We start from the raw sequence: 13,895 nt of genomic DNA on the forward strand, positions 1-13,895 counted from the left end.
CCTCCCTAGCCCACCGCCACCGGCACCCCCATCACCTCGCGCGCGTGCCGGTTGGGGACCATGCCCAGTTGCCAGGCCTGCCAGCCCGCCTCCAGCTGCACGCCCCGCTCCAGGACCACCGCGTACGCCTCCGCGCAGTCCTCGACCTTGCCGTCCCGGGTCGCGTGCCGGTCCTGGATCAGCACCGCGAGCTCCTCCTGAGCCACCGCCGTGCCCACCTCCACCCCGCCCGGCGAGGCGTACGGCAGCAGCGTGCAGCGCAGGAAGCGGGCCCAGTCGGCGCCCCGCCGGTCCCCGTACGACAGGAACAGCCGCTCCGCCTCCCCGCACAGCTCCAGGGCCTGCGCGGTCTTGCCGTTCCCGGCGTCCACGATCGCCAGCTCCAGGCACGTCCACCCCTCGCCGTGGGCCACGCCGATGCGGTGGAAGTCCGCCCGCGCGTCCACCAGGAGCTGCCGGGCGAAGCCGGAGTTCCGCAGGTTGCCGGTCTGGGCCGCCCGCTGGTCGCGCGTGACCCGCCCCGAGTGGTGCCGGGCGCACGCGAGCCCGTACACGTCCCGCATCCGGGAGAACATCGTGCGCGCCCGCTCCAGCTCCCGTACCGCCTGGTTCAGGTCCCCGCGCTCCTCCAGGGCGTGCCCCAGGTAGTACAGCGTCCAGGCCTCGCCCCGGGCGTCCTCCTGCTCGCGGTGGCGGGCCAGCGCCTGCCGCAGCCCGTCGACCGCGGGCGCCACCTCGCCCTCGACGAGCCGGGCCCGGGCCAGCTGGGTCAGCGCCCACGCCTCGCCGCGCCCGTCACGGGTCCGCCCGTACAGATCCAGCGCCCTGCCCAGCTCGGCGTCGGCCCGCTCCACGTCGCCCATCCGCAGACAGACCTGGCCCAGCTGGAAGTGGGCCCACGCCTCGCCGTGCAGGGACTCGTTCTCCCGGTGCAGCTCCAGGGCGCCGCGCAGCAGCGTCAGCGCCTCCGCCAGGTTCGCCCGGTCCCGCTCGACCGCCGCCAGCGCGTGCATCGTCCAGCCCCGGTCGGCCGCGAGCGAGGCCGGCTCCTGGAGCACCAGCGCCTCCCGCAGCTTCGCCGAGGCCTCCGCGAGATTGCCCTGGTGGTGCAGCGTGATCCCGAGCGAGCAGAGCGCGAGCGCCGCCCCCGCGTCCTGGGCCGCCTCCTGGTAGAGCGAGACCACCGACGTCAGCGTGGTGCGCGCCTTGTCGAGCTCGCCGAGCTGCCGGGCGGCGATCCCGGTCCGCCACTGCACCGAACGCGACAGCAGTCCCTGCCCGACCGCGTCCGTCAGCTCGTTGATCTCGCCGAGCCGGTACAGGTCGCCGCGCAGCAGGCAGTAGTCGCAGAGCGCGCCGAGCAGGTTGAGCACGGCCTGCTGGTCGACGCCCTCGGCGTGCCGCAGCGCGGCGGTGATGAAGCTCGACTCGTCGTCCAGCCAGCGCAGCGCCGCGTCCAGCGAACCGAAGCCGTGCCCGTCGAAGCGGTTCGCGCGGGTCGACATCTTGCCGTCGACCATCCGGATCACCGCGTCCGCGAGCTCCGCGTAGCTCCGGATCAGCCGCTCCTGCGCCGCAGCGGTCGACGCCGCGTCCTCCTCGTCCGCCAGCCGGGCCGCCGCGAACCCGCGCACCGCGTCGTGCAGCCGGTACCGCTGCCCGCGCACATGGTCCAGGAGCCCCGCCCTGGCCAGCTCCGCGAGCAGCCGCGCACCCTCCTGCCCGCTCGCGCCGAGCAGCGCCCCGGCCGCGGCCGCGCCCAGCGAGGCCCGCCCGGCGAGCGCGAGCCGTCGCAACAGCCGCCGCCCGTCCTCGTCCAGGTCGGTGAAGTACCGTACGGACAGCGACAGTTCGACGGGATCCCCGCTCACGCGGTCTTCCAGCAGCCGCGCCAGCTCGCCCATCGACCGCCGGCCCAGAGAGGAACCGGCGACCCGCAACGCCAGCGGCAGCCCGCCGCACAGCTTCCGCACCTCCGCCAGGGCCTCGGCGTCGTACGGCCCCGGATCCGGCGCCTGGGCCGCCTCCCGCAGCAGCTCCTCCGCGCCCGCCGCGTCGAGCGCCGCCACCGGCAGCGCGTGCACCGTCGCCGGCACGTCCGCCCCCAGGTCCAGCGGCTCCCGGCAGGTGACCAGGACCAGACTGTCCGAGCGCTCCGGCAGCAGCACCCGGACCTGCTCCGCCTCCACCGCGTCGTCCAGGATCACCGTCACCGGCAGCCCGGTCACATGCTGGTGGTACAGCTCGCCCAGCCTGCGCACCTGTTGCTCCGCCGACGACCGCTCGCGGAACAGCAGCTGCTCGCGCGGCGCACCGAGCCGGTTCAGCAGGTGCAGCAGCGCCTCGCGGGTCGACAGCGGCTTCTCGCCGCGCGTCCCGCCCCGCAGGTCCACCACGCACGCCCCGCGGAACTGGTCCCGCAGCGCGTGCGCCGCCCGTACCGCCAGCGTCGTACGGCCCGCGCCCTGCTCCCCGTGCAGCATCACCACCGTCGGCCGCGTCCGGGTCGAGGCCCGGCCGGCCTGCACCCACTGCGTGATCTGCGCCAGCTCGGCCCGCCGCCCCGTGAACGGGCCGCCCGGGTCCGGCAGATGGCCGAAGGACTGCTCCAGGACGGTACGCCGCCGTGCCGCCGCGCTGCGGTCTCCACCCCGCAGCTGGGACACCACCTTCTGGGCCGGCTGCTGGGCCGTCGCGACGAGCACCCGCTGCTGGTCGAGGAACGGCCGCACCCCCCGTACGTCGAGCGCCGTCAGCCACTGCAACCGCAGCTGCTCGGCTCCGCCCGGCTGGCCGAGCGCGCCCGCTCTTCGGTGGGCGGCCGGCCAGTGCCCGGCGGTCACCTTCAGGACGGTCGCCGCCGCGCCCGCCACCGCGACCACGGCCCCGGCGCCCAGCGCCGTCCCGGTCGCCGTGCCGAGCGCCAGGTCCGCGCCGCAGGCGGCGACCGCCGCGACGGCGGTGACCAGCGCGGGTGTTCCCATCGCCGCTCTGCTGAATCGATCCCCCAGGGACCGCTGCCCGGCCTCCGTCTCCTCCAGGGCCCGCAGATAGGCCGCGTACTCCTCGCCCGCACTCGCCGCCATGGTGTCCAGCGCGGCCCGGCCGCGCGCCAGCAGGGCCGTGGCGTCGGAGCGGCCCCCGGAGCGCCGCACCTCCTCCTCCACGGCGCGTGCCAACAGCCGCTCGGCGTCGGCCCGGTGGCTGTCCCGCATGTGCGTCCCCCTCCGAGAGCTTCCGCTTCCGGCCCAAGTGTCCTGCGTGACGCGCGTCGGCGCGAGGGAGCGGGCCGCCCCGGGTACCGAACGCGTGGCCCTCGACACGGCGTCCGATGGCGTTCATCAGCCGAATACCGCGTCCGAGTGACCCCCCGGAACCAATCCATTTTCGCGCAGTTGATCAGCGTGCTTCGGCTAACGGAGCGTTCCAGGGCCCTCGAGCTCAAGAAGGAAGACTCGTGATCAAGAAGGTTCTCGCTACGGCGGCAGTTGCGGCTTCGGTCGTCGGTGTGACGGCGACCGCCGCGGCCGCGGCCGGCAACGACGGCGGCAGCGCCAACATCATCGGCAACACGTCGAAGCAGTCGATCGGTTCGAACTCGACCGGCGGCTACATGAGCCCGAACTTCGGTCTCGTCAACGGCGGCGTCCTGCACTGCTTCGACATCCAGAAGATCCAGGCGCAGGTCCCGGTCGGCGTCATCGCCGTCCCGGTCGCCGTCCAGGACGTCCTCGGCAACCCGATGTCGAACCAGACCTGCAACCAGAACGCGGTGCAGCAGAACGGCGACAACGCCCTGTCGCACATCCTGGGCGAGGTCCTCTCCCAGAACGGGAACGTCGGCGGCTGAGTCCGACCGCTCCGTTGAGGCGGCCCCGTTCCTCGCATTCGACCTGCGAGGAACGGGGCCGCTTCGCGTCTCCTATCACTGCCCCGTTTCGCGCGCCACCACCCGCGGCGTACGAACGGTCCCTCGGCACGTGCGCGAGGACGGGAACATGCCGAACAGACCGGCCCCTGGCCGGGACTGGTGCTACCGCTCCGTACGACGCAGGAAATGCCAGCCCAGTACGGCCAGGGCGAGCGTCTGCCCGAGAGAAGCGAGCATGAGCAGGGGCTGAACGACGGGAGAGCACCAGAACGCGGTCGTGCAGACCAGGGGCAGGACCAGGTATGTGAACAGGTCCACCGCGGTCTGAAGCCGCTTGCGCACGGTCCGGCCCGCAACATTGCGGTGGTAGATCTCCCAGCCGAACACGGCGCCGTGGGCGGAGGTGAGTTCCCCCAGGCGCGGTCCCAGACGGTCGCGGACGTAGCAGCCGATCGCCGAGATCTTCTCGTCGTTGACCAGGTAGGTCCAGCCCAGGATCAGACAGATCGCGGGGACGGAAAGCAGCAGTCGGGACTGTCCGCTCTGGGCGGTGATCGCCACGACCCCAGTGGCTGCGGCGAGCGTGAAGTAGAGCAGGTTGTCGCGGAACCCTATGCGGGTCTTCTGCTCCTCCTTGAGGCGCTCGTACTCGGCTAACAGGATCTTGCCCTCGGTGATGTCATCCGTGGAGGTCACAGGCACCCCTATGCTCGAGTTCAGGATCAGCCGGCGATCTGGAAGGGCGCCAGGCTGTCGGGGCCGTGCCGTTCGATCCAGCTCTTCCCGTCCGCCGCTATCCCCTCCAGGAGGCGGAAGGTGTGGGTGGAACCGGCCGCACTGAGGTTGATCTCGGCGATTTCCTGGGAGTTCTCGGTCGGCGCCAGTTGATGGGCGTCGGCGTCCTTGACGCGGATCTTCCTGGCCGGTCCGTTGGTGAGGAAGAGCTCCAGGTCGTAACCGACGTCGAGGTTCTCCGTCACCTGCACGGAGGTCAGCGCGTCGAACCGGTAGTTGCTCCGCTGCTCGTTGCTGCGCGTTCCGTCGGAGAAGTTGAACTCGGAGCTGATCTCGCGGATGCCGTCCTGGGTGAACAGGAACAGGCGGAACACGTAGTGCGAGTACCGCCATGGGCCGCCTCGGACCCGGCCACGTTTGTAGGCAGGGCCCGGGGCCACCAGGATGGTGTGGGTGATCAGGTCGCGCCAGGTGAGCCGGTGGTGCTGGAGTGCCTCATCGACGAATGACGTCTTGTCGCAGGTGAGCCAGGTCTCCATCTCGCGTTCGCTGGGGCGCAACTCATCCAGGAGCGACTGCCAGCGCTGGTGTGCGATCTGCCGTGCGGTCAGCTGTTCGCGGTACTCCCGAGTCTCCCGGGCCAGCCGGCGCTCTTCTCGCTGGACCTCCAGCCACAGGGAAGCGGCTGCGTTCCCGGACCAGGCCGCGCCGAGCAGGGTCAGCAAAGCCCACAGCGTCTGTGGCTGGGCAGCGCCCGATACCGCCGTGCCGAACGTGGCCAGAGTCGCGACGCCGAGAACGGCGAGGGCCGCCACGGCCAGGGCCTTGGTCCTGCCAGGAGTCTGGTCCTGGCGGTGCTGATCGAACAGGGTGCCGTTGTTGTGTCGATTTCGGGCGTCCTCGGCGAGGTACCGGATCAGCCAGTCGACCCGCTCCACACCGATTCGGCTCTCCCTGTAGAGGTCCGCGATCTCGGCGGCCAGGCTGCTGCGGACATGAACGGTGTGGTCGAGCCAGGCGTCCGAGGTGAACCCGTGGGGCCTGCGAACGCTGAAATAGTGATCGAACGAATGACGGACGCGCTTGGTGAACCCGTCCTCGGTGGATGCGGGATCTCGGGGAAGAGGGACGCGGGCCCCGGCCGTGAGGCCTGGGCTGGGCTCCCGGCCCCACCACCGGACGCCGAAGCGGGCTGCGGTCAGGCCCGCGCCGAGTGCCACTGGTAACTCGATGATCGCCCAGGCCGGATCCGTGATCAGTGCCAGGGCCCCGAGGAGCGCACTGCTGATGACGAACAGGACCGCCCGGAGGGGGAAGGCCGCCTTGGCGGCGGCAGCGGTGCTCGGGCGGGGCTGAACGGCCCGCGCGCCGATGGGGGTGGGCGCGAAGTAGGCCCAGACTCGCCGGGCCCGGTCATTGTCGAAGCGCTCTGCCCGGGCACGTCCGAGGGTCTCCGCCCACAGGTCGTCCTTCAGCCCTCCGGTGAGTATGACGTCGAGGTGGCGGAGGATCGCGTCGTGCTGGCGGAGCGGCAGGTCCTGCAGTTGCTTCAGCACGGGGCCGGTCTCGCTGCCGGTGGTGCTGAGTACCGCCAACAGGTCGAAGGTGACGCGCAGGGCTTCCTTCCACTCGTCCTCGGCGTAGGTCCGCACGAGCCTGGAGGCGTAGCGCAGCCGTTCGACCTCTTCGGTCGTCAGGTCGTGGTGGGAGCGTCCGCTGAGCATGGCGAGCACCCAGTGGAAACGAACCTCCGTGCCGTCGTACCCGTGGGCGATCGCATCAGTGATCATTTCGCGGGCTCGGCTGGGGACACCGTCCTCCAGGAGCTGTAAGCCGACTCGGTACTTCTCTTGCGGCGAGGCGTCCGGGTGGACGAAGTAGATGGTGGAGTCGTGTACGGTCTCGGCCTGGATTCCGATGGTGGAGTTGTACGCGGCCGAGCTGTACCGGGCGCTGTCGTCGGGGCTCATACCAGGTCACCCGCCGCCGCAACCACGGGAGCCAACGCGGACACCAGCTCAGGGCACTCTGCAACCAGTCCGCGCAGCCTCCTGAGCGTCATGACCGTCCGCTTCGACGATTCCGGGGTGCGCCCCTCGGCTGACTGGAGGGCGGAGTCCAGGTCGGTCAGGGCCTCCTGGTAGCTGTCCTCGTCAAGGGCGCCCTCGGCGAGGTGCCACCTCAGCTGATCGCGGAAGCCGTTCAGTTCCGCGATCAGGTCCGTCGGGCCGGATGCCTTCGGGGCCGCGTTCATGTGGACGCTGCTGCCCGTGACCGACCCAGCCATGATGCCGACGGTGCTGTTGTGGGCGATGTTGCTGACGCGCCGGTCGAACCGGTCCGCCGAACGGGTTCTGTCGTCCTGCGGCATTGTGGTCTCCTCTTGCTCGCCCACTAACTCCACCGCCAACCGGAGGGCGAACGCCGCCGCGTTCGCCGCGGCCCGCGGCTGCCAGTTGCGGTCCTCCGAACTGTTCTTCGTGCCGTCCGCCCGGTCGCTGATCCCGCGGACGATGGCCACCGGCGCTCCGCTGAGATGGCCGGCCTGGGCCACACCGGCCGCCTCCATCTCGATGGCGAGCGCGTCGTTGTAGTGCTGTCGGATCCACTTCGCCTCGGCGGAGATCCTCGAGTTCTGGACGATCTCGCCTGCGGCGATCGCCCCGAAACGTACCTGCGGTCCGTCCTCGTGACCGGGTGTGGGGTCTGCCCAGTCGTTCAACCGGGCCACGTGGGAGGCGAGCTGGCTGATGCCGTGCGGCGCTTCCCACACCCGGGGACGGGCCTTGAGCCCGTCGTCCTCGCTGGTCCCGCCGTGATAGGCGTACACATGTGACGCCATCACCACGTCACCCAGTCCGGTGGCGTCCCACAGGGCGCCGGCGACCCCGACGAACAGCACGGCCACCGGCGAGAACTCCTGGATCGCCCGTTCCGCGATCACCGCGGCGGAATGGTTCCCCTTGTTCGTCAGGCCGAGCGCGACGCGGCAGGATGTCCCCCGCGCGGTTCCCACCTCGAACCGTGTACCGCGCTCATGGCGATGCACCTGAAGATCCGCCAGCCTCTGGCGCACAGACTGGAATTCGAGATTGAGGGCGGTGAGAATCACCACCGGGCCGTTCGGCATCTACTCCTCTTCCCCTCTCGTGTTCTCTTCCGTCGCGGATGGCGCGGGTCGGATCAGCGGTGGGAACAGCACGGTTCTCGGGCCGGCCCGGTACAGCCGGGCGGGCCGTCCTCCCGTGGTCCTGCGGTCCGTGCCGGCGGGGACGATGAATCCCTTCGCGGCTTGGACCTTCCGGTAGAAATTGCGGGTGTCGAGTGCGGTGCCCCAGACGGCCTCGTACACCTGCTGCAGCTCTGCGATGGTGAAGCTCTCCCCGCAGAACGCGGTGGCCAGCGCCGAGAATTCGATCTTGGTGCGTGCGCGTTCGATCCCGTCCGCGGCGATTCGACGGTGGTCGAAGGCGAGGGTCACCTCGCCGGCCAGGACGGCTTCTGCGGGAACCCATGCGGCATCGGTGGCATCCGTCCCCGCGACCGGGTCGGGCAGCCCCGGTGTGATGGCCAGGTGAGCGACGGAGACGACGCGGCCCCGCGGGTCGCGGCCCGAGCTTCCGTACACGGCCAGCTGTTCAAGGTGTACCCAACCGGAGGCCAGGGCCGTTTCCTCGCTCAGTTCGCGGTGAGCGGCATCCAGGATCTCCTCACCGTCGTGACTCAGGAATCCTCCGGGCAGCGCGAGCATGCCCCGGAAGGGGGCTTCGCCCCGCTCGACCAGGAGGACGTGCAGACGACTGTCGCGCAGCGTCAGGATCACGAGATCGACCGTCAGTAGGACAGAAGGTGGTGACCATGCGTCATCTTGCATGTCCTGCAAGGTACTTCAGTTACTGTCACTTGCACAAGAAGTGGGATATCGGGATCGGCAACCGCTTGACCTCATGGTCGTGTGCGCATGGATGGTCAGCTGGTGGTCGAGGACGTCAGCTCGCGCATGCCTGCAATGTCGCGGTTCCTCAGTCCGCGGCTGGCGTGATCCACCGTCAAGGTGACCTCGATCAGCTCCTGGGCGGGCAGGGCTGACAGCTCGCTCACGAGCCGGCATGGGCGTCCGGAGGCGGTACATCCGGCCCGCCGGCGAGGAGATTTCCGATCGGCCCGTCGGCAACGACTCTCCGGACACAACCGGTCAGCTGGCGAAAGAGGGGAGGCTTACCGCCCTCACACGACCCCAAGATCGACCGTGACGGAGAAAGGCACGGTGGCCTTCACCGTGCCGGTGAACATCTCGCCGTCCCGGTACGTCTTGGTGGCGGGGTCGAGGACGTACGTATAGACGATCGGGACACCGGTGGCTGCCTGTTCGACCCGCCAGTAGAAGGGGATGCCGGCCTTGGCGTACTGGTCCACCTTCACGATCCGGTCAGTTGTCTCCGAACCGGGCGACACGACCTCGACGACCAGGAGCACGTGCTCGGGTCGGGTGGGCGTGAGGTCGATGGTTTCCGTCCGGTAGACGATGACGTCCGGACGGCGGTTGGTGAGCGGAACGTCCTGCAGGCGGACATCGAAGTCCGTGTCTGCATTCCAGTCCGGGCCCGCAGCGGCGTCCAGGGCATTGGCGAGGATGCGGGCCAGCCGGTTGTGCCGCTTCGAGGCGCTCGGGCTCACGACGACCATCCCGTCCACGATCTCGATGCCGGCGCACTGCTCCTCGGACCAGGAGTCGTACTGCTCCGCGCTGATCTGCGCGTGCATCCACGCGGGCGCCACCATCTCGGCGGTCATGGGGTACCTCCTTCGAGGAGCCTCGGCAGGTCCGGCGCTGCTGCGCTCAGCCTACTGTTCCGAGGTGGCGGGCCGCCCGGGCTGGGAACGTCGGGAAGGGTTCGAGGCCGACCCGGAGGACAGGGCGCTGCCCACGCGATGGCCCGCGGGTGCAATTCGGCCGGGCGGGCCGGGCTCGTGAGGGTTTCGTCGGTCGCGCGAGGTGCTGTGAGAGGCTGGGCCGTATGAACCGGTTGGCTGGTATGACCTCGCCTTATCTGCTTCAGCACGCTGACAACCCGGTCGACTGGTGGCCGTGGGGACCCGAGGCGTTCGAGGAAGCCAAGCGGCGCGATGTGCCCGTGCTGCTGTCAGTCGGTTACTCCGCGTGCCACTGGTGCCAATGTACTTAGACAACCAGGTAGTCCTGACCTGGGGTGTTGCCAGGGGGTAGTCGCGTGAGTACGTACGATGAGGAACTGAACACAAGCATCGACGCTTGGGTGGAGGCCGAACTCGCCGCCTCGCCCGAGTGGGGGCCCGAGAGGTACGCCAGCATCCGCCAGCGTTTGGAGGACAGCGCGCCCGCTGCCGCCGCTGGGGAGCAGGAGCGCGGAGCCGCGGACTGCGGCCCATGAGGAAGTGGCGGGGGGGGGGGGGGGGGGGGGCGCGGCCGGCCGGGCCCCGGGGGGGGGGGGGGGGGGCCCCCCCCCCCCCCCCCCCACGGCACTTGTGTCCACGGCCGCCGCCGGTGCAGGACGAGCCGGTAGCTGGCACTGAGGGTGACCAGTCGGCTGCTCGGTCAGCTCGGGCTTGCGGTCGGTAGTGCGAGCTTGACCAGGACCGGGGTGGGATTCTGCGTGTTGCCGGAGGCGTCGGCCAGTAGCCAGCCCTCAACCCGAGTGGCGCTGGTGCGCTCCACGGTGAGGTCGGTGGCCCGGTTCGCAGTGAAGGTCAGGAGTTCAGTCCAGGCCGGCGCCTTCCCGAGGTCGAGGTACTGGAGGCTTCCGTCGAGGGAGCTGCGGATGCTGGCCACGAGGATGGTGTGCTCGTCCGGACTGGCAGCCGCGCGAGGGTTGGGAACGGCGGAGACGATCCAGTTCTCCTCGTCGGCGGACGGGTTCTTGCTGACGTCGACAGGGGTGCTGTGCCCGCTGCCGCTGAGGAAGTGCCGCTCGTCGGTGAGGTGGACGGCCCGCATGCCGTTGGGGAACGGGACGTCGTGGCGGGTCTCGTCGCCGGGCCGTTCGCCGATGCGGCTGATGGTGATCGAGCCGCTGGCTAGTCCCCCGACCTGGTTGTAGACCCACAGGGTGCCGTCCCGCCCGGCTTCCAGGGTCGCGTAGCCGCCGAAGCCGCCGGCCACGAGCTGAAGGTCGCGGGTCTTGGGGTGCCAGCGTACGAGCGCGCCGCGGCACAGCACGGTCACCGAGCCGTCGATGTTGTGGACGGCCCGGTCTTCGGTGCCGGGCAGAGCCAGGGCCCACTTGGTCTTGCCGGTCGTGGTGTGGAGTTCGACGACGCCGGCGTTGGTCGTGATCAGGAGCCGGTTGGCGGGAGCGGCACTGATTCCGCTCGGGTACTGATCGGACTCCCAGACTCCGGTGAACTCCACGCTGGCGTCCACACCTTCGGCACTGGTCTTGATGATCGGCCAAGGCGGCGGGGCGGCGGCTACCCGCGTAAGCGCGGGAACGTCCGGTTCGGCGTGCCGGGGGACGACGATGTCGGCCAGGGGGACCAGCCGGTTACCGGAAGCGGCTGTCTCGCCGTAGAGCCGGTCCAGCAGCTCCTCTGGGTCGAGCAGCCCGCAAAGGGCGGCCTCGATGTGGGAGAGGTCCATCAGGAGCAGTTCGTTGTGGCGGTTGATCCACTCCAGTGCGTTCGAGTTGAACCCGCTGGCGGACAGGACGATGGCGCGGGTACCCGGCGGCCGGGTGGAGAGCCGCTCAGAGAGCTTGGTCAGAGGGTCCGCGCTCAAGGGGTCGGCTTCCCACTTGGCTTCAAGGATGTAGTTGTGGCCGATCGTGAAGAAGACGTCCGTCTCGTCCCGGCCGCCTACCCCGATCACGCTGGGCCGGGCATTGTGTCCCCACGCCTTGAGGACGTCGGCGATAAGTGTGTTGAACGCCTGCCCCCGCTTCTGGGGTGTCAGGCCGGAGTCATCGCGCAGACCCTTATAGGTGGCGAGGAGGGCACGAAGGCGCAGGGTGAGGTTCAAGTCCACCGCGTCATCCTTGCGGACCGAACGAGGATCACGGAAGGCACTAGTCGTACCTATAGGCGGCGACTCAGCGGGTGGGCCGGCACGGAGCGGTCCACAGCGCGGAGGCAACCCTGAAGCTCCCGTTGTCAGCAAGGTACTTGAGACGTACCCCACCCCAAGGGAGCTTCGGCGTATCCAGGCACACCCCAGCTGACTTGCGACGCCACAAGATCACCCAGACCTTGCGTCAGTCCTGGGGGGATGCCTGGGGGGCCTCCGGTTGCGGGCAGGCCGGAGTGAAGGAAGCTGGAAGTGCAGGCGAGGTTCGAGTCCCCTCTAGTCGTTGCGCCCCGAAGGTCTCCATGACCGCGTTGTAATTTCCTAGGTCCGATCTGGAGAGCCGCGTCACGTGCTGGCATTCAAAGAGGGCGTAAATCCCCGCGGATGCCAAGGCGCAGGGCCGGATAGTCCAACAGACCCACTTCGTTGAACGAGGCAGGTGGTTGTGATGACTGGATATGAAGCGCGAGACCGCCTCTACACGGCGAGCGAGCTGCTCGAAGGTTTCCTACCCGACGACGAGCTTGGATTTACGAAGACTCACGACTTTTCCGTCTTCCGCAGGTTCTACATGGACGGATTCACTGCGCCGCTATCGATCGAGATTCGCCAGCAGCAGGCTGCGCATGACGCGGCAATTTCAGGTGCCCTCGCGGACCATCTAACGACGGCACGACCACTCGTAGGAGTGATGGGCGGCCACAAGCTAACCCGAACGGAATCAGCGTACCTTCTGGTGGTCGACCTTGCGCGATACCTCACTAGGGAGAATTTCCTCATCGCCACCGGCGGTGGGCCTGGTGCAATGGAGGCCGCACATCTGGGGGCGATGTTCGCCTATGCCGATGATTTCCGCTTGAATGAGGCATTGAATGAGATTCAAAAAGTCCCAATTCTCCCACATTTGATCGGCCGTCTGTTCGATGATGCTGGCTCCATCCTTCCCGACCGAAGGGAGCATCTAAGAGAGGCGCACCTCTGGCTTCAGGCCGCATTGCGGGCCAAGGAGCTGTGCCCGGCACCGTATGGTGAGAGCCTAGCCATCCCTACGTGGAAATACGGGCAGGAGCCCACCACGCCATTCGCCACCGCGTACGCCAAGTACTTCCAGAACAGCATCCGGGAAGAAGCGCTGGTGGCCAAGTCGAAGACGGGAATTATTTACGCAAGGGGCGGGGGCGGAACTCTCCGTGAGATCTTCCAAGACGTCGAGGAAAACTATTACGAGGAAGAAGCGTCCGCCTTTACGCCAATGATCTTCTTTGATCCTGAAGGATATTGGCAGAACGACGCTGCCGTAGACCCGGAGACCGGGAACGTGAGCCGCCAAGGCATCAAGCTAGACGGTGTGCTGCGTGAGATATTCAAGCTCGCACGAGCCCGTCGGCGGGACACCGAGCAGTGTTGGTCGAAGATCCGGTTCACGGTCGACTTCGAGGAGATCGTGGGACTGTTGGAAAGCCACCGAGGTCCCGCCCAGGAGAGGCGCGCGCTAATGCTGCAAGGTCATGCCGGCGACCTTCCAGCTACCCCGTGACGTCGCGCGCCTCCTCCGCAACCACCGAAGCCGTGCGCTTCCATCTGCTGCACCGCGGTCTCCCGGGGCAGCACCGGAACATCCTGACCTTCGAGGTTGATCAGGTAGCGGCCAGGGTCTTCGGCCAGGGGTGCGATGAGGGTGTCTGCGGGGCCGAGATCAAGCGGCCCGACCACGACTTCGGGGCGCGGCGTGATGACGTTCAGTGCCCACCGCCCGCGGAAGGCGGAGACCTCGGCACTGTAGAGCGCCGGGAGGCCGACGTGGTCGGGGTGGGCTTCGGGTACGGGGACTCCTCTGGCACGTTCTGCACCTTCTCGCCGACCGTAACGCACGGGTACGACAGCGCCTTGCCGGTGTGCTGGCCGGGCGCGGTGGTCACCAGAGGCTGAGCGGACGGCCTTCCGCGATCACCGCTTCGACCCGTGCGGCGATCTCCGCTTCGGACTTGCCGCAGACCAGGCCGGCGCGGATGGCGGCGCCGATTGCGCGGGAGCGTCCGGCGGGGCCGCGGAGGTCCGCGAGGGGGCTACCCGGGTCGCGCCGTCGAGCCACCCACTCCGCCCGGTTCTCCGCCGCTGTGCCCAGCCGAAGGTGCGCCGGCTGTTGGCAGGAGTGGAAGCCCCTATGTTTCGTCAAGCCGCAGAAGGGAGTTGTCTCGCGGCCAGGGGCTGAATGTGTCGGTAGAGCTCGCGGGCGACGTACCGCTTGAG

General features: G+C 69.0%; 11 protein-coding genes and 1 pseudogene. 4 read left to right on the top strand and 8 right to left on the bottom strand.

Annotated features, from left to right (window positions below; all coding sequences use genetic code 11):
* Positions 1-5: 5 nt before the first annotated feature.
* A complete protein-coding gene (locus ACF09C_RS33535) occupies positions 6-3,215 on the bottom strand; it encodes a tetratricopeptide repeat protein (RefSeq protein ID WP_392096956.1) in 3,210 nt (1,069 codons plus the stop codon).
* A 242-nt stretch (positions 3,216-3,457) separates the two neighbouring features.
* On the opposite strand from ACF09C_RS33535, the gene ACF09C_RS33540 reads away from it, so the two are divergent.
* Positions 3,458-3,850 (top strand): rodlin, encoded by a 393-nt coding sequence (locus ACF09C_RS33540; RefSeq protein WP_392096957.1) that lies wholly within the window; start codon positions 3,458-3,460, stop codon positions 3,848-3,850.
* 183 nt (positions 3,851-4,033) lie between these two features.
* Here the strand turns inward: ACF09C_RS33540 and ACF09C_RS33545 are convergent, their stop codons facing one another.
* The 6 genes from ACF09C_RS33545 to ACF09C_RS33570 all read right to left on the bottom strand — a co-directional run bounded on the left by ACF09C_RS33545 (position 4,034) and on the right by ACF09C_RS33570 (position 9,400).
* The gene (locus ACF09C_RS33545) at positions 4,034-4,567 is read right to left on the bottom strand and encodes a hypothetical protein (protein ID WP_392096959.1); all 534 of its coding nucleotides are present in this window, start codon (positions 4,565-4,567) and stop codon (positions 4,034-4,036) included.
* A gap of 26 nt (positions 4,568-4,593) precedes the next feature.
* A complete protein-coding gene (locus ACF09C_RS33550) occupies positions 4,594-6,576 on the bottom strand; it encodes a hypothetical protein (RefSeq protein ID WP_392096961.1) in 1,983 nt (660 codons plus the stop codon).
* Positions 6,573-7,736, bottom strand: coding sequence for a purine phosphorylase (locus ACF09C_RS33555; protein ID WP_392096962.1), 1,164 nt, complete (start codon positions 7,734-7,736; stop codon positions 6,573-6,575). The genes ACF09C_RS33550 and ACF09C_RS33555 overlap by 4 nt, the downstream gene beginning before the upstream one ends.
* Complete coding sequence (locus tag ACF09C_RS33560; RefSeq protein ID WP_392096998.1) at positions 7,737-8,480, bottom strand: NUDIX domain-containing protein; 744 nt, start codon at positions 8,478-8,480, stop codon at positions 7,737-7,739.
* A gap of 95 nt (positions 8,481-8,575) precedes the next feature.
* A complete protein-coding gene (locus tag ACF09C_RS33565; RefSeq protein ID WP_392096964.1) occupies positions 8,576-8,707 on the bottom strand; it encodes a hypothetical protein in 132 nt (43 codons plus the stop codon).
* A 126-nt stretch (positions 8,708-8,833) separates the two neighbouring features.
* Positions 8,834-9,400 (bottom strand): Uma2 family endonuclease, encoded by a 567-nt coding sequence (locus ACF09C_RS33570; protein ID WP_392096965.1) that lies wholly within the window; start codon positions 9,398-9,400, stop codon positions 8,834-8,836.
* Positions 9,401-9,624: 224 nt separating this feature from the next.
* On the opposite strand from ACF09C_RS33570, the pseudogene ACF09C_RS33575 reads away from it, so the two are divergent.
* Positions 9,625-9,780 (top strand): annotated as a pseudogene (locus tag ACF09C_RS33575) (DUF255 domain-containing protein); the annotation flags it as partial.
* A gap of 401 nt (positions 9,781-10,181) precedes the next feature.
* Here ACF09C_RS33575 and ACF09C_RS33580 read toward each other — a convergent pair.
* A complete protein-coding gene (locus ACF09C_RS33580; protein ID WP_392096966.1) occupies positions 10,182-11,606 on the bottom strand; it encodes a restriction endonuclease in 1,425 nt (474 codons plus the stop codon).
* A 487-nt stretch (positions 11,607-12,093) separates the two neighbouring features.
* On the opposite strand from ACF09C_RS33580, the gene ACF09C_RS33585 reads away from it, so the two are divergent.
* Both ACF09C_RS33585 and ACF09C_RS33590 read left to right on the top strand, forming a co-directional pair.
* Positions 12,094-13,182, top strand: coding sequence for a hypothetical protein (locus tag ACF09C_RS33585; RefSeq protein ID WP_392096968.1), 1,089 nt, complete (start codon positions 12,094-12,096; stop codon positions 13,180-13,182).
* On the top strand, positions 13,179-13,574 hold the full coding sequence (locus ACF09C_RS33590) for a hypothetical protein (protein ID WP_392096969.1): 396 nt from the start codon (positions 13,179-13,181) through the stop codon (positions 13,572-13,574). Before ACF09C_RS33585 ends, ACF09C_RS33590 begins: the two co-directional genes overlap by 4 nt.
* Positions 13,575-13,895 lie beyond the last annotated feature (321 nt).

It is taken from the genome of Streptomyces sp. NPDC014870, from assembly GCF_043081505.1.
Lineage (GTDB): Bacteria > Actinomycetota > Actinomycetes > Streptomycetales > Streptomycetaceae > Streptomyces.